The sequence below is a fragment of the Saprospiraceae bacterium genome (assembly GCA_026129545.1).
Taxonomy (GTDB): Bacteria; Bacteroidota; Bacteroidia; order Chitinophagales; family Saprospiraceae; genus M3007.
Map to the genome: position 1 here is coordinate 46,466 of JAHCHX010000007.1, position 17,616 is coordinate 64,081.

The 17,616-nt window shown below is 54.3% G+C and carries 19 protein-coding genes; 15 read left to right on the forward strand and 4 right to left on the reverse strand.

Going from position 1 to position 17,616, the window contains the following annotated elements; all coding sequences use genetic code 11:
- Nucleotides 1-12 precede the first annotated feature (12 nt).
- Nucleotides 13-1,140, forward strand: a complete 1,128-nt coding sequence (locus KIS77_23040; GenBank protein MCW5925212.1) for a hypothetical protein — start codon at nucleotides 13-15, stop codon at nucleotides 1,138-1,140.
- A gap of 169 nt (nucleotides 1,141-1,309) precedes the next feature.
- Nucleotides 1,310-1,834, forward strand: a complete 525-nt coding sequence (locus tag KIS77_23045) for a hypothetical protein (protein ID MCW5925213.1) — start codon at nucleotides 1,310-1,312, stop codon at nucleotides 1,832-1,834.
- A gap of 585 nt (nucleotides 1,835-2,419) precedes the next feature.
- Here the strand turns inward: KIS77_23045 and KIS77_23050 are convergent.
- Together KIS77_23050 and KIS77_23055 are read right to left on the reverse strand one after the other, a co-directional pair.
- Complete coding sequence (locus KIS77_23050; protein ID MCW5925214.1) at nucleotides 2,420-2,836, reverse strand: DUF2493 domain-containing protein; 417 nt, start codon at nucleotides 2,834-2,836, stop codon at nucleotides 2,420-2,422.
- Nucleotides 2,824-3,183: a hypothetical protein gene (locus KIS77_23055; GenBank protein MCW5925215.1), complete on the reverse strand. Its 360-nt coding sequence runs from the start codon at nucleotides 3,181-3,183 to the stop codon at nucleotides 2,824-2,826. The genes KIS77_23050 and KIS77_23055 overlap by 13 nt, the downstream gene beginning before the upstream one ends.
- A 225-nt stretch (nucleotides 3,184-3,408) precedes the next feature.
- Between KIS77_23055 and KIS77_23060 the strand changes: the two genes are divergently transcribed.
- The 9 genes from KIS77_23060 (at nucleotide 3,409) to KIS77_23100 (ending at nucleotide 9,936) form a co-directional block, all read left to right on the forward strand.
- A complete protein-coding gene (locus KIS77_23060) occupies nucleotides 3,409-3,711 on the forward strand; it encodes a hypothetical protein (protein MCW5925216.1) in 303 nt (100 codons plus the stop codon).
- Nucleotides 3,712-3,793: 82 nt separating this feature from the next.
- Nucleotides 3,794-4,459: a hypothetical protein gene (locus tag KIS77_23065; protein ID MCW5925217.1), complete on the forward strand. Its 666-nt coding sequence runs from the start codon at nucleotides 3,794-3,796 to the stop codon at nucleotides 4,457-4,459.
- Nucleotides 4,460-4,537: 78 nt separating this feature from the next.
- Entirely contained in the window at nucleotides 4,538-5,053 is a 516-nt protein-coding gene (locus KIS77_23070; protein MCW5925218.1) for a hypothetical protein, read from the forward strand.
- A gap of 83 nt (nucleotides 5,054-5,136) precedes the next feature.
- Nucleotides 5,137-6,024: a DUF1738 domain-containing protein gene (locus KIS77_23075; protein MCW5925219.1), complete on the forward strand. Its 888-nt coding sequence runs from the start codon at nucleotides 5,137-5,139 to the stop codon at nucleotides 6,022-6,024.
- Nucleotides 6,025-6,098: 74 nt separating this feature from the next.
- Nucleotides 6,099-6,707 (forward strand): helix-hairpin-helix domain-containing protein, encoded by a 609-nt coding sequence (locus tag KIS77_23080; protein MCW5925220.1) that lies wholly within the window; start codon nucleotides 6,099-6,101, stop codon nucleotides 6,705-6,707.
- 87 nt (nucleotides 6,708-6,794) lie between these two features.
- Nucleotides 6,795-7,064 (forward strand): hypothetical protein, encoded by a 270-nt coding sequence (locus KIS77_23085; GenBank protein ID MCW5925221.1) that lies wholly within the window; start codon nucleotides 6,795-6,797, stop codon nucleotides 7,062-7,064.
- A 204-nt stretch (nucleotides 7,065-7,268) separates the two neighbouring features.
- The gene (locus tag KIS77_23090; GenBank protein MCW5925222.1) at nucleotides 7,269-7,691 is read left to right on the forward strand and encodes a hypothetical protein; all 423 of its coding nucleotides are present in this window, start codon (nucleotides 7,269-7,271) and stop codon (nucleotides 7,689-7,691) included.
- 90 nt (nucleotides 7,692-7,781) lie between these two features.
- Nucleotides 7,782-9,290, forward strand: a complete 1,509-nt coding sequence (locus KIS77_23095) for a DNA cytosine methyltransferase (protein MCW5925223.1) — start codon at nucleotides 7,782-7,784, stop codon at nucleotides 9,288-9,290.
- Between the two features lie 94 nt (nucleotides 9,291-9,384).
- A complete protein-coding gene (locus KIS77_23100; GenBank protein MCW5925224.1) occupies nucleotides 9,385-9,936 on the forward strand; it encodes a thermonuclease family protein in 552 nt (183 codons plus the stop codon).
- 15 nt (nucleotides 9,937-9,951) lie between these two features.
- On the opposite strand, the gene KIS77_23105 is transcribed toward KIS77_23100, so the two are convergent.
- Nucleotides 9,952-10,929 carry a hypothetical protein gene (locus KIS77_23105; protein ID MCW5925225.1) on the reverse strand — a complete coding sequence of 326 codons (978 nt, stop codon included), beginning with the start codon at nucleotides 10,927-10,929 and terminating at the stop codon, nucleotides 9,952-9,954.
- Nucleotides 10,930-10,960: 31 nt separating this feature from the next.
- A complete protein-coding gene (locus tag KIS77_23110) occupies nucleotides 10,961-12,145 on the reverse strand; it encodes a PD-(D/E)XK nuclease family protein (protein ID MCW5925226.1) in 1,185 nt (394 codons plus the stop codon).
- A gap of 276 nt (nucleotides 12,146-12,421) precedes the next feature.
- On the opposite strand from KIS77_23110, the gene KIS77_23115 reads away from it, so the two are divergent.
- From KIS77_23115 to KIS77_23130, 4 genes are all read left to right on the forward strand, one after another.
- On the forward strand, nucleotides 12,422-13,297 hold the full coding sequence (locus KIS77_23115) for a KilA-N domain-containing protein (GenBank protein MCW5925227.1): 876 nt from the start codon (nucleotides 12,422-12,424) through the stop codon (nucleotides 13,295-13,297).
- A gap of 1,198 nt (nucleotides 13,298-14,495) precedes the next feature.
- Nucleotides 14,496-15,161, forward strand: a complete 666-nt coding sequence (locus tag KIS77_23120; GenBank protein MCW5925228.1) for an AAA family ATPase — start codon at nucleotides 14,496-14,498, stop codon at nucleotides 15,159-15,161.
- 135 nt (nucleotides 15,162-15,296) lie between these two features.
- Nucleotides 15,297-15,659: a hypothetical protein gene (locus KIS77_23125; protein ID MCW5925229.1), complete on the forward strand. Its 363-nt coding sequence runs from the start codon at nucleotides 15,297-15,299 to the stop codon at nucleotides 15,657-15,659.
- A 363-nt stretch (nucleotides 15,660-16,022) separates the two neighbouring features.
- Nucleotides 16,023-17,579 (forward strand): tyrosine-type recombinase/integrase, encoded by a 1,557-nt coding sequence (locus KIS77_23130; protein MCW5925230.1) that lies wholly within the window; start codon nucleotides 16,023-16,025, stop codon nucleotides 17,577-17,579.
- Nucleotides 17,580-17,616: the final 37 nt, after the last annotated feature.

Sequence of the window (17,616 nt, forward strand, 5' to 3'; positions counted from 1 at the left end):
TCCGCCCCAGCTATGCAATATTATTTGGAGGCCGCAATAGTTGAAGTCATCGAGCGTGCCAAGCGGCTGAAAACACGATTCCCTACTCCGCCACCGTTACATTTTCAGGCACTTGCCCAACGCTGTCTCGATTTGATTGATGAGAATATTTCCGACTTGAAACTCTTGCACACTGCTCCTGAATTTCAAAACGAAGCCAATCAGTCAACTCGCTTGAAATTGCTGAAAATCCGTATTCGTGAGATTGATTTGATTGAAAATATCGCGGTTTCGGCCATAACTCGTTGTATTGATGGCGATGAAAGGATAAACAAATTCGTTCAGGGAATTTGCAGAGAAATTGACTACCCCCTGATACCGCCTACCGTTTCAGGGCTTTCGTCTGATTACTACCAAATTTACCCGAAGTTTAATCTGCTGTGTGTGCCTTTGCTGGAATGTGATTTTATGCTGCATTTGCCCGATCTGTATCACGAGCTTGCACATCCTTTGTTTTGGGCTGAGCATGACGACCGGTTAAAGCCGTTTCAAGAAGAGGCCAAGACTTTTTATGACATTGTGTCCGCACATTTCGACCGCGTAATACTGGAAGATCAACGTATCCATCAAGGGGAATCTTCCCATGTGTACGAGGCCTGGAAAACAAACTGGTTCAGGTGGCGAATCGAGTTCTTTTGCGATATTTTTGGAATCTGTACTGCTGGGCCGGCGTATGGTTGGGCACATCTTCATCTTTCAATGAAAAGAGGAGGCAACCCGTTCGAGATTCCAGTTCACGCAAAGTCAACTCACCCGAACGATGAAGCAAGAATGCAAGTGATTCTGCATGTTCTTGACCTCATGCAATTGAATGACCACAAACGAGCTATTGCCGAACGGTGGGAAACACTGCAACAGATACACAAAAGGGAAAAAGATCAGGTCTATAAGCTAGCCTATCCACCGGAAATTTTGGAGCAATGCGCCATTCATGGGCTTCGCGCTGTTGTAGGAATAAATTGTACCATAGCGCCCCACCAGCAAGGTACCATTTTTAAAGCCCTGAACGAAGCATGGGACTTATTTTGGAACGATTACAATTCATTTTTTGAGTGGGAACAGAGAAAAATGACTGAGCTTCAACGAATGTTTACACGTTGACCCCGCCCAATCAGCCTCGTAGAGTAGTTAGTTTCTTCTTTTTTTGGTTCTGGCCTCTCCCCCTCCCACGCAGGGGCCATGCTTCGCCGGACAGACCCCGAAAAAGGGTCTGCCCGTCTCGCACCGCTCCTGCCTGGCTCACCCACAAACGGCCAACGCGCGCGGAAAAGTGGCTAAAAACGCCACATTACCGCTTTGCCAGCCCGCAGCAGCGGTGCGACAAGCGCCCAAATTTGCCGATGCTCCGCAACGCGATTTTTGCAGCATTGGTAGCGAGGAACAAGTTAATTCTGTGCCCACTATGAAACATGTCGCTACAACCGGCTTTGACGAACAAGGCCAAAAAATACTGCTCATTTGCGGCCAGGAGTACAGGCAGCATCCAACTGATGTTTACATGGACGATGCACTTCGGCTTGTCCAACAATGGGATGACGCCCAGGTAACTTTCGGGCGCGTAGTGCATCTTCGGAACTACCTCCGGGAAAATTACGGCCATGGTCACCAAATCAACTTCCAAAATCTGTTGTCGCTCGCCGATTGTAAATCATGGATTGACGAAGTCATCCAGGCTGAATATCGCCTCGTGCTGCACGAAGAGTGGGCAAATGACCAGCAGCGCGCAGACCTTGAAGCCAACGCCAGGATTATGGGCAGTCAAACTGCGGAACCTTCTTTGATTGAATCTCTGTAACCGGCGTCCGGGAAGTTGCAAAATGGCAACAACCTCCCCTACCAGAACCGGGCGTTTGGCAGCCGGGTTTTAAGCGGCTTGAATCCAGTTCCCAGCCACCAGCCAAAACCCCACCCGCGCAGGGGCCATGCTTCGCCGGGCAACCCCGCAAGGGGGTTACCCGTCTCGCACCGCCCCTGCCTAGCTCACCCACAAACGGCCAACGCGCGCGGGGCCGCCTACGCACCCTACCACCGCAGGCCGCCACGCCTTGGCCAACCCGCGCCACCCGCAATGCCCCCACCCACGCTCGACGCAAAACCCACCCGCGCGGCTTGCGGGCGGTTCCTCCCCGCCCCACCCGCTACGGCTCGACACGCCCCCAGCGGCAAAATCGTTTCCCCCCAACCCCCCAGGGGGCGTGTGCGGCTTCGGCGGCGAGGGCTTTCGGGCGGCCAACCCGCAAACCCCACCCGCACCGCCCGAAGCCTGACCGCCGCCATCAGCCGCACGGAAAACGCATCTACGGGGGCAGTCCGGGGCTTCCTTGCCCTGCTCCGGGGCGGCTTCTCCCCCTCCTGTGTTGGAGGGGGTCGGGGGGAGGCCTTACCACAGCTCCGCCGGTGGTGGCGTGTAGGTCGTCGAGCCGTCCGGGTAGGCTTCCGCAATGGGCAGCCCTGCCGCCACCGCCTTTTGCACCGTGTCCCAGGTGCCGCCCTTGCGCTCGCGCCCCGGTGCGTACAGCGCCAGCACCGCGTCAGCCTTCCCTACCAGTAGCCGGTTTCGTTCCAGCGGCGCGGCTTTGGGGTAGTGTTGTTGGTAGTCGGGTGCGTGTACCTCGGTAGGCAGCCCCTCGGCTTTGGCCCAGTTTTCGGCGTATTGGTCGGCCCCGCTTGCCCCGCCATGCAGTATCAGCGTAGGCGCGGGTAGGCCGGCATAGTGCAGGGCTTGCAGCCCGGCGGCGATGCCTTGCAGCGTCGCCGCCCGCGATAGTTTCCGGCTTCCGGTTATCAGCAATCGCATGGTGCGTTTTTCATTTCGTTGATGAAATGTTCGGCCTGATCGTCGCGCCAGGCTTCCCATCCCAGCCGCAGCGCCCGCACTTCGGCGGCCAGTCGCGCTATCTTTTCCGGTAGGCGGGCGCCGGGTTGGGCGGTCAAGCCTTGTATTTCGCCGACTAAGGCGCAGGCTTTCAGGAAGTCGTCGCCGCCGTCGAGGAAAAAGAGTGCCTCTGCATCCGCCCGGGCTTCCTGCTCGTAGCGTTCGGCATCGGCGCGGCGGAGGGTTGCACGGCGAGGCATCGGCAGTTCTTGCAGTCCGATGGTCCAGTCGGTCGGGTGTGTAGCGGGCGTGTGGCTTGTTCCGGTCATGGTTTCTTTATTTTGTTAGTGTAAAGTTAATAAAATGTTCCACATGGAACAACAATTCGTTTGTTAATAAAAAGTTAATATTACTATTGCCTTATTGAAATAAACAGTTTGTTTTAAAAATATTGCTACTAAAACAATATGTTAATAATGTGTTAATTTAATTACTTTTTATTATCTTTACTATATCTTTACACTATCAATTTTAATCAAACAACTATTTGCAACATGACACACATTGAAGAATCCAGCCGCCGCGCGGATGCGGTGATGCAAGCCTTCCTCCAAAGGCGCGATTATCTGGCGACCACCGCCTTTGCCGCTCTTTCCGATGCCCTCGATTGGCTGAGTGGCAGCCCTTCCTTTTCTGATGTTGACCAGGCGCGCGCCTGTATCGAAGCCGCCCGGGAGCGGCTCAAAGAGATTTTCCCAACCTTGTTTGAAACGGAGGAGTCCGGCGAATTAGCCGACGACGGACAGACCGCGAGCGAAGCTTACCGGGAGTTTCGCCGCGCAGGGGGCTTTGTCTAACTATTTGTAAACACATTGTTACATCACATTTTTTCTTTCACCTCCTACTCGTCACCGGGTAGGGCTAAACTTCTCTTGGATTATGAAAAGCACACATGATTCCACATCTGCCGCCAACCCCGTTACCGACCTTATCAACCGCGACACCGGCGAGTTGAACGTCCTCTACCTGCCCGGCTACCCGAAAGTGATTCGCTTCGATGCCAGCCGGGGCATTTTCACCGACGATGAAAAGAACCCCGTCACAAAGGCCAAAGCACCTTTCACCATCAAGCCGGTGGCTTTCCGCGTGTTCCGGGACGACATTCTCGGCATGGGGCCGAAGCGTTGGGCTGAGTTCTTTTTCATCAACGAGGAAGGCGTCCTCTGCAACCTGCTCGTGCATGGGTACAGCGTGGACAACCTGATGACCGTCACGCCCAAATTGTTTTACCAAAAGGCCAATCTGTGTCAGGTCGCCCTCACTTTCACCCCGGTAGAAAAAGTCAGCAAGGCCACCGAAGCGGCGGGCAAAAAGTATTTCATGTGCCAGTTTGCGGCGCAGAAACTGCCCGATGAAGAAATCGAACTGAACGCCGCCATCGGCAAGGCTCTGCCCATCTGGCGCAAAGACACTTTCTCCGGCGATGCTTGTGTCGAATTGAGCATCAACTACCGCCCGCCCGTATTTGCCAGCACCGAAGAAGTCGCGGAAGAACACCCCGCCGAGGTCGAAATCGTGACCGAACCCGAAATCGTCAATGCCTGACCAATTCGCTGCCGCCCACCCTGCCCGCCGACCGGCGGGAGGGTCGGGCGGGGTTTCACCTTTCAAACATTTTTAATCATGCGTACAACTATTTGCATCGTGCTACTCCTCGCCGCTCATGCGGCGACCGTCGCCCAAAAAGTGGACACCATCATCGCCTACCCCGACAAAACGCCGGAACAACAGGCGGGCAAGGTCAAAAAGTGGGCAGAAGAGCGGCTCTACTTTCAGGAATTTTGGGACGGCACAGGCGCGGGCGTGTTCAAAACCCCCGCCGCCGGTTTCGGGACACATCTGAGTTTCCGCGAGGTGAGCGTCCGCGTCGTCGGCAAAGATTCTTTGCTGCTCAAATTCAGGACAAAAGAGAATTGGAAAACCGAGGGCATCACGTTGGGACGCTGCAACGCCACCGACTTACCCGCTTCCCTGCTCGAAATCCGAAAAAGGGAAGGCGCATTTTCCGAAATCGGCGGCCAGACCTGGGAACCCGGCTGGCTTTGGGAAATCATTATTTCGTGGCCTTGGGATACCGCCTTCGCCGCCCGAACCAAGCCCTTCGGCTTCTACATCACCTTCACCCGGCAAGAGCCGTAAACATTCACCGCCTCTACCCTACCCTTTTCTCCCCCTCTCCATCGGAGAGGGGGCCGGGGGGTGAGGCCTCAATTTCTCCAATTATGGCACTCAATCTATATGAAATCGTAACCGCGCGCATCATTGCAGCCCTCGAAAGCGGCAAAGCCCCTTGGCGCAAACCCTGGACGGCTTACGGCTTCCCGTCCAACTATTTCCGGCATCACACCTATCAGGGAATCAACGCCCTCGTGCTGAATTTTACCGAGTACGAACACCCGTTTTTTGCCACCCTGCACCAAGTCAACGAGCACGGCGGCAGCATCCGAAAAGGCGCGAAGGCCGAGCAGGTCTATTTTTTCAAATACCTGTATTTCGACCGCGACGGGCAGAAGGTCAGCGCATTGGACTACAAAGCCTTGCGCGAAATCGGCCATCACGGGAAGTGCAAGCGGTTTTTGCAATACTTCAACGTGTTCAACGTCGCCGATTTTGAAGGCATAGAAGTTCGCTTGCCAGAGCCGCCGCCTGGCGACGGATGCGAACGCGCCGCCGCTTTGCTCCAAAATCTCCCGGAGCAGCCCCACCTGATTCGGACGGTAAAAGACCGGGCTTTTTATTCCGCCGTGACCGACCGAATCAATATGCCCTACGAACGCCAGTTCGTGAGCATGGAGGAATACTACTGCACCTTTTTCCACGAATTGACCCACTGGACCGGCCATCCGTGCCGACTTCACCGGCTCGAACCCGCCACTTTCGGCACAGAGCCTTACGCCAAAGAGGAACTGGTTGCCGAAATCGGCGCGGCTTTCCTCTGCGCCCGTACCGGCATTGCCCGTCCCGAAGTGACCGACAACACCGCCGCTTACCTGCGCGGCTGGATTGACCGGCTCAAAGGTGACAACACGCTCATTTTCGATGCGGCCAGCGATGCCCGCAAAGCCGCCGCCTGGCTTTGCAACGAAGTCACCGAACCCGTCGAAGTATAAACATTTTCCCGCTCCTATTCCGCCCCCTCTCCGACGGAGAGGGGGTCGGGGGGTGAGGCTCAACCATTTTCATCATGGAAAACTTAAAAAATCTCTTCCATTTCACCCGCAAGGAACGTTTGGGCGTAGTCTCTCTGATGCTCCTTTGTGCCGTCGTTTTTTTGCTGCCGGAAGTTTGGCGACGGATCCGCCCGGAGCGCAAAACCGATTTTACCGCGTTTCAGAATGACATTGCCCGGTTCAAAGAAGAGTTTGCCCAGCAGGAAGCCATCGAACGCGCCCGGCAGGACAGCCTTAAAGCCGCCGGTGTCCAAGACCGCGACCAGGACGGCCGGATTGAAGATTGGGAAATCGAGCGGCAGGAAAAGTGGGACAGCACCAGTCGGCAATGGGCGCGGGTAAAAGCCGAACGCCGGACGGCCTACGAGACGGAGCGCCGCCAACAAGCGGCCAGCGTTCAGCACCGCAAGGCCGACCCTTGTCGCGGCCAACTGCTCGACGTCAACACAGCGACCGCCGCCGATTTCGAGCGACTGCCCGGTATCGGCCCGACGCTGGCCGGACGAATCGTGAAGTTTCGCGCCAAACTTGGCCGCTTCCCCTCGGTCGAAACCCTGGCCCGAACCTACGGACTGCCCGACAGCACTTTCTGGCTAATCCGGCCTTGTTTGACGCTCAAATAATGCCCGCTTTTTGTCGAACTTGGGCCAATTCGCTGGAATAAACAACTAAAAACGCCATTTTTTCGCCATCACAACACACAACACGCCATGAATGCGCAAGAAATGTATGAACAAGCCATGCGCGAACTCGCCGCCAAAATCAGCCTAATCCGCTCCGGCGACCTCGCCGGCGACCATCCGATAAAACAGGGCGACAACTACGGTACTTCCTGTTCGATTTGTGGCGAGCGCCTCGCCGGATACGGCTACAATGCCCGCGACTTTTCCCTGCCCTGCCTTCACGAATGGTGGCCCACCGGAGATGGCTTTCACGAAGTTTGCACCTTCTGTGAATCCGTCCGCCAGGCGGATACATAAACTCAAATTATTGGGAAAGTCGCCCATTTTAGCAGCGTTCGTTGGGCGATTTTCCCAATTTTTTATCTTATTTTTGTTTCCAATAACACCCCGACCAACCAGCGCGGGATTAGCCACCTCGCGTAATATTTGTTCATTAAAAAGCCTCATTTTCTACCCCTCTCCACCGGAAAGGGGGCCGGGGGGTGAGGCTCCTCACACAGCATGAAAAAAGCCACTTTCTCCGCAGCCGCTGCACTTCTCGCGGCGGCGCTCGCCGTGTTCTGCGCCAAGCAACCGGAACTCGCCGACGAGCCGACCAGTGAAATCATCACTGTTCGCTACATCTACCGGGACTTTGCCAACAGCCCCTCCATTCTCGAAGACCCCACCAAAGAGCGTTACCGCAGCGTCGCCCATTTTTTCTGTTACCAGGACGGACGCATGGTGATGTTCAGCCCGCTTCGGCTCGATACCGCCTACTTTGAGCCGCTGACGCTGGCCGTCAGGTGTTGGAGCATCGCACCCTACACCGGCCCCCAGGAGCACTACGCCGACCACATGGTCATTCGGGCCGAGATGGCAGACCCCACCATCACCCGTAACGACTTCGATTTTACTTTCAAATTGCGGGTGCTGCTCCCCTGAATAACCTCCCGGCTGACGTGCGGCCTCGTTTCGTGTCGCCCTACCCTACCCGGGTGGGACTGAATTTTTTTACCTGAAACATCTCCAATCATGTCTAAACATCCTGTTCCCGACCTCCTCATGGTGGATGCTTTTTGCGGCGCGGGCGGTGTCACTACCGGCGCCAGGGCTTCCGGCATTTGCCGCGTCGTCGCGGGCATCAACCACGACCCCGTCGCCATCGCTTCCCATGCGGCCAACCATCCCGACACCCATCATTTCATCGAGGACATTCGCACGATGCCGCTCGATGAGTTGACGAGCGCCGTCGCGCGCTACCGCCGACTGTTTCCTTCGGCAAAATTGAGTTTTTGGGCTTCGCTCGAATGCACCCAATTCTCAAAAGCCAAAGGCGGCAAAGCCCGGAAAGCCGACAGCCGGATGCTCGCTTGGAGCCTGCCGCGATACATCACCGCGCTCGATCCCGACTACATCCAAATCGAAAACGTGGAAGAATTTATGAGTTGGGGCGAACTCGACGCTGAGGGCAAACCCATTTCCAAACGCGAAGGCCGCGAATACATCCGCTGGGTAAAAGCCGTCTGCGCAATGGGCTACGTCCACGACTGGCGCATCCTCAACGCCGCCGATTTTGGAGCCTACACGTCCCGCAGTCGCTTTTTCTGCGTGTTTCACAAACCCGGTCTGCCCCACGCCTGGCCGCAGCCGACCCACGCCCGCCGCCCCTTGCGCGGCAATCTTTTCGCCGACGACCGCCTGCCTTGGAAGCCGGTAGCCGACGTGCTCGATTTCGGCAACCTCGGCACGTCCATCTTTGGCCGCAAGCGCCCCATTGCTGACAAAACCATCCTGCGCATCCTGAAAGGGCTGCAAAAATACCTGCCGCCCGCACACATGGAACAACGGCCCAACGTCGGGCTGCTGATGACCTACAACTCGCCGGGATATTGTCTGCCCCTCAGTGTGCCGGCAGGCGCCGTCGCCACCAAAGGCCACAAAGCCATCGTGACCCCGCTTTTACAAACCTATTACAACAACGGCCACACCACCCCGGTCGGTGAACCCGCCCGCACCGTTACCACCCGCGACCGCATCGGCCTTGTTTCTCCGGTGCAATGGCTCGACCGTCAGTTTTCCAACGGCTATGCTTCTCCGCTGCACGAGCCCGCAGGCAGCCTGCTGACCACGCCCAAAATGAACCTGTGCAGCGCCTTCCTCGTCAACCCGCAGTTTCAAAGTGCAGGAAGTCCGGTCACCCGACCCGCGCCGACCGTCATTGCCTCCCAACGCTCCTACCCGCTTTCCGTCGCATGTGCCTGCCGGGGTCAGGAAAAATGGGCCGTGCAGGACGACGACAGCGAGGCCATGCGCGAACTCAAACAATTCATGCGCAACCGCCAGGTGGCCGATATTTTCCTGCGGATGCTCGACGTGGACGAACTAAAAGCCATCCAGGGCTTCCCGCCCGGTTACATTTTGAAAGGCACAAAGGAGCACCAGAAAAAATTCATCGGCAACGCCGTGGTGCCGGAAGTCGTGGCGGCTTGGCTGCGCGCCATCAGCCATACCCTGCGCACCGCTCCGCCGGTCATTTTGTAGCCGTTATAAGGCTGTTTTCAGGAGCAATCACCCATCGTTTACTCATACAAAATTTCCTCAACAAGATTGTTAAAAATTCAAAAAAGCCTCGTCTATGAAAAGTTGGCTAACCTTCCTGTTGCTCTTGACTTGTTTCAACGGCCCCTCCCCCACCCCGCCCGACGAATCCTGCCAATCCTGTCCGTCAGCAGCCGGTACACTCGATTCCACCGGGCTTCGCGGCCAGTCCGTTGGTATCGTGGACGGCGATACCTTCGACCTGCTCCCGCTTGCCCCGGCGCCGGCCGAACCCATCCGCATCCGGCTCGAAGGCATAGACGCCCCGGAAAAAAGCCAGCCCTACGGCAAAGCCGCCAAACAGTATCTCGGCGAATTAATTTTTGGAAAAGTAGTCCGCGCCGACGGCGCTAAAAAAGACCGCAATGGGCGCCGCATCTGCACCGTGTTCGTGGCCGATACCCTCGATGTCAACCGAGCGATGGTCGCGACGGGTTACGCCTGGCATTTTAAGAAATATTCCAACGACCCGGTGCTCGACAGCCTTGAACGAAGCGCCCGCGTCGTCCGTGCCGGGTTGTGGGCGGCCACCGAGCCGCCGATCGCGCCCTGGGACTGGCGGAAAGGGAAAAGATACAACAGGAACTAAACCCGGCAGGATTCACTATTGACTACCCCAGTACTCATATCTCGATTTTGTTACCATACCGGCGACTGCCGAATTTGAATTAATTTGAAACACCGTCTTTTGGTGCGCATCCAGTTCCAATTTTTCCTGCTCGAATCGTTCCAGCATTGCTTTGTTGTCGGGGTGATCCGTGGGCGCGAGCACGAACGGCAACCCGCTGTCCGCATCCGTTCCGTTGATGTTCCCGTCCTCCATCCGCAAATCCTTGACCCTGTACGCCAACGGCGACGGATAGCGCCCCTCTGCCACTTCGCCCTTTAAATCAGCAGGCACAGCGTGAAAAGCACACAAGGCCAGCCATTTGCCTCCAACAAAATAGGTCTCCACAGACTCGCTCCGGTAAACGATGTACCGATGCCGGGCGTATTCGAGCACAAACAGACCTTCCTCAAAAGACTGACAGATACTGCGCACACGCTCCAACTCGGCCTTGGCATCTTCAAAATATCGTTCCGGCAAAAACAGCGCGTTCAGCATGATGACGCACTGCCGGATGTGGCCTAAGGCAACAGAACCGAAAAGGCTTGGCTCGCTCGGATGCATCAGGTAATTCCGCACATCTTTCAGCCAAATCAAGGTGCTTTTTGTCGGCTTTGCCGCCTCTTTCGCGGCCAATTCGTTTATCAGGGTATTCAACACCTTCTTCCGGGCTTTCCCCTTGTTATCGAGGATTTCGAGAGCGATGCTCAACGCTTTGCACCGCATTTTCACCGCCATTTCCAGCACCCGCAGCAATTTCACCAGCGCCTCGTCCATTGCCGGGTAATGGTAGTAGGCGTGCGCCATGATATGTTCTGCAATCGCGTAACCTTCCCCCACTTCCGGTGGTACGTCTTTGTGAAAACGTCCTTTGACCACGAATTTTTCCGCATAACTTTCAAAATCCGTCACGCCGGAGAAGATTGTCCAGATGTTGTCAGGGGTGTGGAAATCCATGAGGAAAGGCTGTTCCATTGTTGAAGTCATTTTGGGTTGAAAATGGCAATCAGCCCGGTTTAAGCGTCTCGCGGGCTATATCGCGCATTGCCGTGACGCGCTGCCGGATCGCGTCATTGATTTTGCCGGAAAGAATTTCAGCACACAATGTATCGGCCGGGTAATCATCCCATTTTTTGTAACAAGCCCACCAAAGTTCGGACTGTGCGCCATTGAACTCCTTGCGAAAACGCTCTTTCAACGCGGTCAAATCCCGCCCGCTTTGCAAAGGGCGGCGTTCATTCAAGGGGTCTTTGGGGTACGAAAATCCGAAAAAAAGCCCTCTGGGAAAGGTGTCGAATTGAAACGTGATCTGAATACCGGCTTCCTCAAAAATTTTGTCGCCTCCGAAAGCAAATCCCTGCCACCGTTTGCCGCTTTCTAAGTAAGTGAAAACCCACAGGTCGAGATCGTCCGCGATTTTCTTCAACTCAGGCCTCCACGTCTCGATGAGCCTGTCGTAAACCGGCTTCGTCAGCGATTGCAATTCGACAAATGATTTGAGGTGATCGGGGCTGCTGAAAATTTTGTTGAGGATATCGGTTTGCATTTTGCCGTCAAAATTTTGGTTGGTCAGTTGTTTGATAAGTTCGATGTACTGGGCAATAGTTTCCCGTACGTTGGGCAGGCGCGCCGCCTTTTCTCGGCAGGCTTCCAGCCAGTTCAGCATATCGCTCTCGTAGGAAATGCAAGTAAATTGCTCTTCGGTAAGGCGACCGTTGCCCGTGCTTCCCCCGCCCGGTTTTGAACCAAACAACGTGAGGTAATAAAGCCTGGCATCCCGGTCGAAGCGGTGGTAACGCAGCAACTGGTTGGGCTGGTCGCCCGCGAAAATCTTGTTCTCAATCAGGATGCGCCTGCCCCTGCTTTCAATCACCAAATCAATGCGCCCGCCGTCCTCGTCGCTCACCCTGCCGATGTAGAATTCAGCCGTCACCTTTGCCACTGATGCATCAAAATCATCAATCTTGAATTGGGCCAAAAACAGGTCCAGAAAAACGGGCCCTATGCCGTGACTGCCCGCCGGGCTGAGCAACTCAGCTAAAAAAAGGGAGTGCGTTCGCACCTCGTCGCTCTCCAAACCGAGTACCCGGAATATGTTGAACCGCTCGCCGGGTTGCCGGCCTACCAGTTCATAGGCCTTGCGCAAGGTGCTTGTTTCGTGTAAAAGAAAATCAATAGATGGGTCTGGCATAGTTGAATTTGGGTGTTAAACGAGAGTACGTTGCAAAGGAAAACATGAATTTTCCGGCTCAAATTACTCCTTCAAATATTTTGCCCATTCCACTCATGGCCGGCACACTGTTGTAAGCCGGGAAAATATTACCACTACCCTACTCCTCTTGAAACGCCAAAATAGCCAAAAAAACAGCAAAAAATTGAGTCCTTTGCCTCGCAGGTTTCGTATTTTTAACCCCATCGAACCCGATGGGATTAAGTATTTACCGCATCTGATATCATCTATTATGCCATGAAAAAGCAGCAACTCGAAGTTCAAGGAATCAATATCACCGTTTTGGAAGGCGATTTCATCAGCCTTACTGATATTGCCAAAAAGTTTAACGAGCAAGACCCCTTTATTCTCATCAACAACTGGATGCGCTTGAAAGACACCATCGAACTGCTCGGTGCCTGGGAACTCTTGCACAACGATAATTTTAAACCTATCGAATTCGATAGGTTAAGAAACGAGGCGGGGCTAAATCGTTTTACGCTGTCCCCGAGCAGGTGGGCACAACAAACCAACGCCTTCGGCCTTCGGATCAAAAAAGGTCGTTACGACAGCGGCACCTTTGCCCATCAAGACTTAGCCCTCGCCTTCTGCTCCTGGCTCAGTCCGGTTTTTCACCTCTACGTCATCAAAGAATTCCAGCGTCTCAAATCCCTCGAAAATCCCGAATGGGACTTGCGCCGCTCCCTTTCCAAAGTCAACTATCACTTGCATCAGGAAGCCATTCGCGAACACATCCTGCCGGTCATTAAAGGCAATCCTACCCCATCTGGCCTGGTGGCGTTCAGCGAAGAAGCCGATATGCTCAACCAGGCCGTTTTCGGCATGACCGCCGAGCAGTGGCGCGCCGAAAATGCCGACCTCGTAGCCAAAGGCTACAATATGCGCGACGTGGCCGACATCTATCAACTGCTCGTACTCGCCAACATCGAAGCCTACAATGAGGTCCTCATCAACCATGAGGTCGAACGCGGCATCCGCGCCATCGAGTTGCAACGCACCGCCCAACGCCAACTCGCCGCCCTTTACAACCTTAACCACCTGCCCCTCGAAAAACTGCTCTCGCCGCTGGTGCAACCCCTGCTCGACGAAAACACGTCGCCTGAAAAATCCTGAACCTCCCATTCCATTGATCGCTTTCTCGGTTCCGGTTTTAAACCCATCGAATTCGATGGGTTTAAAACCGGAACACCCTCAACAGCATTCAATAATTAGGTGATTAAATAATTACCTAATTATAAGCGCTCACCGTTTTACCCGACGGCCGCAGAACCCTGTCAAATTTTAACCGTGTCGAAATCGACACCTTTAAAAATAGTGAAAGGGAGCCAATTAGATAATTACTTACTTACCTAATCAGATAATTACATCCCGGCGCAGCCGGCCACACCCTAAATCTTTTCTTCTCCCCCACCCTATCCGCAAAAGATTGTGCGCTCCTTATTCAGCCCCGTTGCCGCACTCTTTGCTTTGATGCTTTCAAGCCATTTTCCATTCTTTCTAATTAAATACTCAAATAATTAGGTAATTACAAAATTAAAGTCTCCCCTACCCTATTCGGCAGGCCTTTTTGTATTCAGCCGCAAAACTGGTCGGGAATTTTTAACGGAGTAAACCCTATTGATTATGTCAATTTCTGGCCGCCCAGCCGACTATTATCCAGCCAAAGCCCGGCCCGCAGTTACGCAATCAAATGGCTCGACAACGCCTGCGGAAATCGCTCCCGCCGAACAGAACACCCATCCCTGCCCCACCCGACTGGTCTGCTGTCATTTTTGTAATTGCACACTTACCAAAACGTATCATTAAATTCGTACCGTCGGCCCAACCGTTCCAAAAAAGTCACCTCTGTCATCGGCGAAAGTGAGAAAAATATCTTTTTATGTAATTACCCAATTAAATAATCACTTAATTAAGTAATCAAAAAGTGCATGGAATGCTGTACCCCGACACACGCCGGGCAAGTCGGACGCCCGAAAGGCCATTTTCAAAACAGGCCCTAATTTTCGTTCTAAGCGACTTTCTTTCCTCATCGCCCCTTTGTGCGAGAAATGGGCGAATCGTTCGATGGCGGGCAAATCTGACGGCAAAAACGATAGCGGTGGGAGTATCTTTTTCGGCACGAATGGGTTTTGTGGCCTTTTAGCCTTTCATGCGTCCTTGGTTTTGGCATTTCCTTAATTACATAATCATGTAATTATTTAATTTTTTAAGTAAATAATTAAATACTCTTTTACTTACCTAATTACAAAATGTCTTACTTTTGCCCGGCAATTCATACCAACAGCAATCATACTTAAACAATTTTCACGCTATGTCTATCATCGCAGTCGCCAATCTCAAAGGCGGAGTCGGAAAATCCACCATCAGCCAGAACCTCGCCGTCAGCATCTGGCAAGGAGGCAAGTCCGTGTGCATCATTGACACCGACACGGAGCAGCGTTCCACCCTCGAATGGAGCGAGCGGCGCAACGGCAACGGCCTCGAACCTATTGCTGTTTTCCTGGTCAACGAAGACAACCTTGCCACCAAAGCCAACGAGGCTGCCGATGACTTCGATGTCGTCATCATAGACGGCTCTCCGGCGCTCTCCGAAATCACCACCAAAATCGTCCTGATAGCCGATTTCGTCGTCGTACCCGTGATGCCCAGCGGCAACGATTTCGGCGCGCTCGAAAAATTCCTCCTGCGCTACAACGACACCCGCGCCATCCAGAAGCGGCGCGGCATCGAGACCGCCGGACTCGGCATCCTGCTCAACGAATACGACAGCAAAGCGATCGTCAACCGCACCATCTACCAAGCTATTGACCGCCTCGAAGTGCCGGTACTCGAATCCCGTGTGGCGCACCGCGTCGCCTACAAGGAAGCCAACCTCACCGGCCTTGGCGTCACCGAAATGCAGGACAAGAAGGCCATCGCCGAAATTGAGGCCCTTACCAACGAAGTCCTCGAACTGCTCGAACAGGTCAGCGCCTGAGGAGCGCCCGCAATTTCCTAATATTTTAATTAGGTAATTAGGTAATCATATAATTACCTTTGTAACGCCGGCGCATCTGTCCAGAACGCTGCGAGTTGTTCCCCAAGCCTTCACCGCTTAAATTCCGTATCACGCATGGCCAAGAAAAATTTCGATACCTTCCTCCAAACCGTGAAACCGGCCAGCAAAGTCTCGCCCGAAGAAATAGAAGCCATGGCCCGCGAAGTTCACGCGCCCAAAAACGAGCAGCCGGTCAAATCTGCCGCGCAGCCGGCCGCTGCATCGCCACCTAAACCCGTAGTTGAGTCCGAACCTCGTTCAGCCCAGGAGCAGGGTAGGAGAGGGCGCAAGCCCAAGCCGCGCGAGGCCGAGCGCCTCATCCGGGTCTCCGTGGACCTTCCCGAAAGCGTGTTCATCGCCCTCGGCGCCCGCTGCGTCCGCGAAAAGACCGACAAGATGGCCTACGTCCGCGCCCTCGTCGAGCGCGACCTGATCTAAGGCTGAACACCCAACTCAGCCGCCTCGATGCCCTCGTGTGTCCCGATGGATGCACGAGGGCTTTTGTTTCCCGCCATCACGTCCCTGTTGCTACCACAGGCCATCCTCCCGTCAGTCACATCCATTTTTGCCCGTTGCCACGCACCGGGCAAACAGCGCCATTTTCAAAACAAAAAATTTGTCAGCACCTCCTCACCAAAATGACACCTTTTGTCCCGAAAAAAAGGGTGTCATTAACCGCATTATGACATCCCCCCGTACCCCCCGTCGGCCCGAAGTGAATTTTTTGATTTGGGAAAATTTCCTAAACTTTGTGTATTCCTATTCCTGTATCGCAGGGCAAAACTTAAAACAAAACCTGTTATGGTGGCGAATCTGGATACCCACAGAAAAATAAAGTTCCTCAGCGCTGAGGAACAGGAAGGTCTGTTGTCCAACATCCGCAACCGTAAATACCGCCTCATTTCTCTGCTCATGTTGGATTGTGGTCTGCGCCGTGGTGAAGTGGCGAGCATCCAGGTAAGCCACATTGACTTCCCGAAAGCCCTGCTCCATGTAAAAAGCCTGAAAAAGCGGGAAAACGTAGAATGGCGCGTTATTCCGGTTCCTTCCCGGACGCTCGACGAGCTCGCACGCTGGGTCTATGACATGAAAGAACGCCACCCGGAAGCCTACATCTTTCCTGCCGGGCGCGGCAGCAAAACCGGAAAAGGCATCAACCCGCGACAAATAGAAAAGCGGATCCGCCGCTATTCACATGGCAAATTCAGCCCCCACAGCCTGCGCCACACCTACGCCACCCGCCTCGCTGCGGAAGGCGTGGACATGCTGCGGCTCAGCCGTTTGCTCGGCCACAAAAAAAGCAGCACCACCGAAATCTATGCCCACGTCCCCGAAATCCAGTTGCGCGAAGCGGTACAGCGCATTGACCGCCAATCGTGGTGGCGCAGGCTCTACCGCCGCCACTTTCCCGCACCACGCGTCCATGTGCTGCCGACCCGGCGCGGTGAGAAAACCCAGTTTATCATCGGGCGCAAAGCCGAACTTGCCAAATTGGTCGAACTCTGCGAAAAAAAGGTAAACGTGCTACTCACCGGTCCGCAAGGCATCGGCAAATCGCACTTGCTCGAAAACTATAATGCAGGAAAAATGCTCCGCGTGGACGACATGACGCGTGGCAAAAAAGTCCTTGCCGGCCTCGTGTTGGAACTCTACGACCAAGATAAAGACGCGGTGGTCGCAGCCGTGTATTCCAACCAGGATCGCGACGGCAACGCGCTCGTCAACCGGGATGACCTTGGCCAAATTGTGATGAAGGACAGCGAAAAACGCCTCCACGAAGTCTTGGTAAATATCACCCAACCACAGGAATATACCATCATCATTGACCGCGCCGACCACCTGACACCTACGGCCATCCGCATTTTGGAACGGATGAAAAACCATTTCCACTTGATTGTTGCGGCGAGGGTCGTTCCCATTTCACAAGCGACCTGGCTCTCGAACTTTCAAAAAATAGAACTCAAACCCCTGAGCCGCCCGGAATCTCTGGAACTCATCGAACGAATGTCCAGCGACTTTGCCGATAGGGTGGGGGACTGGGAAGCGTACCAAAACCACGTGTACGACCAAACCGGTGGCAACCCATTGTTTATCATAGAAATGTGCGAGCGGTACAGCAAGGAAGACCGCGTGGACTTTCAGGTGATGCGCACCATCAACCACACCGCCGCCACGCCCGATATTGATATGACCGTGCCCTTTGTCGTACTGCTTTCCTGCCTGATGATACTGCGCTACGTCGGGCGCGAACTCGGCGACGAAGATACCGGCGCTTACAAACTCATCGGCGGCGCAGCCTTGCTGTTCCTGCTCTTTGGTCGCCCCATCTTCCGCCAGACAAAAAGAAAATACGTCTGACCGAGCGCCAGACAAATTTTGTAAATTCCATAATTCC

Excerpts from the sequence above, each read along its gene's own strand:
- KIS77_23130 (MCW5925230.1), top strand. The coding sequence starts at position 16,023 with ATGGTGGCGAATCTGGATACCCACAGAAAAATAAAGTTCCTCAGCGCT.
- KIS77_23120 (MCW5925228.1), top strand. The coding sequence starts at position 14,496 with ATGTCTATCATCGCAGTCGCCAATCTCAAAGGCGGAGTCGGAAAATCC.
- KIS77_23085 (MCW5925221.1), top strand. The coding sequence starts at position 6,795 with ATGAATGCGCAAGAAATGTATGAACAAGCCATGCGCGAACTCGCCGCC.
- KIS77_23090 (MCW5925222.1), top strand. The coding sequence starts at position 7,269 with ATGAAAAAAGCCACTTTCTCCGCAGCCGCTGCACTTCTCGCGGCGGCG.
- KIS77_23110 (MCW5925226.1), bottom strand. The coding sequence starts at position 12,145 with ATGCCAGACCCATCTATTGATTTTCTTTTACACGAAACAAGCACCTTG.
- KIS77_23060 (MCW5925216.1), top strand. The coding sequence starts at position 3,409 with ATGACACACATTGAAGAATCCAGCCGCCGCGCGGATGCGGTGATGCAA.
- KIS77_23075 (MCW5925219.1), top strand. The coding sequence starts at position 5,137 with ATGGCACTCAATCTATATGAAATCGTAACCGCGCGCATCATTGCAGCC.
- KIS77_23115 (MCW5925227.1), top strand. The coding sequence starts at position 12,422 with ATGAAAAAGCAGCAACTCGAAGTTCAAGGAATCAATATCACCGTTTTG.
- KIS77_23100 (MCW5925224.1), top strand. The coding sequence starts at position 9,385 with ATGAAAAGTTGGCTAACCTTCCTGTTGCTCTTGACTTGTTTCAACGGC.
- KIS77_23055 (MCW5925215.1), bottom strand. The coding sequence starts at position 3,183 with ATGACCGGAACAAGCCACACGCCCGCTACACACCCGACCGACTGGACC.
- KIS77_23050 (MCW5925214.1), bottom strand. The coding sequence starts at position 2,836 with ATGCGATTGCTGATAACCGGAAGCCGGAAACTATCGCGGGCGGCGACG.
- KIS77_23065 (MCW5925217.1), top strand. The coding sequence starts at position 3,794 with ATGAAAAGCACACATGATTCCACATCTGCCGCCAACCCCGTTACCGAC.
- KIS77_23095 (MCW5925223.1), top strand. The coding sequence starts at position 7,782 with ATGTCTAAACATCCTGTTCCCGACCTCCTCATGGTGGATGCTTTTTGC.
- KIS77_23105 (MCW5925225.1), bottom strand. The coding sequence starts at position 10,929 with ATGGAACAGCCTTTCCTCATGGATTTCCACACCCCTGACAACATCTGG.
- KIS77_23080 (MCW5925220.1), top strand. The coding sequence starts at position 6,099 with ATGGAAAACTTAAAAAATCTCTTCCATTTCACCCGCAAGGAACGTTTG.
- KIS77_23125 (MCW5925229.1), top strand. The coding sequence starts at position 15,297 with ATGGCCAAGAAAAATTTCGATACCTTCCTCCAAACCGTGAAACCGGCC.
- KIS77_23070 (MCW5925218.1), top strand. The coding sequence starts at position 4,538 with ATGCGTACAACTATTTGCATCGTGCTACTCCTCGCCGCTCATGCGGCG.
- KIS77_23040 (MCW5925212.1), top strand. The coding sequence starts at position 13 with ATGCAATATTATTTGGAGGCCGCAATAGTTGAAGTCATCGAGCGTGCC.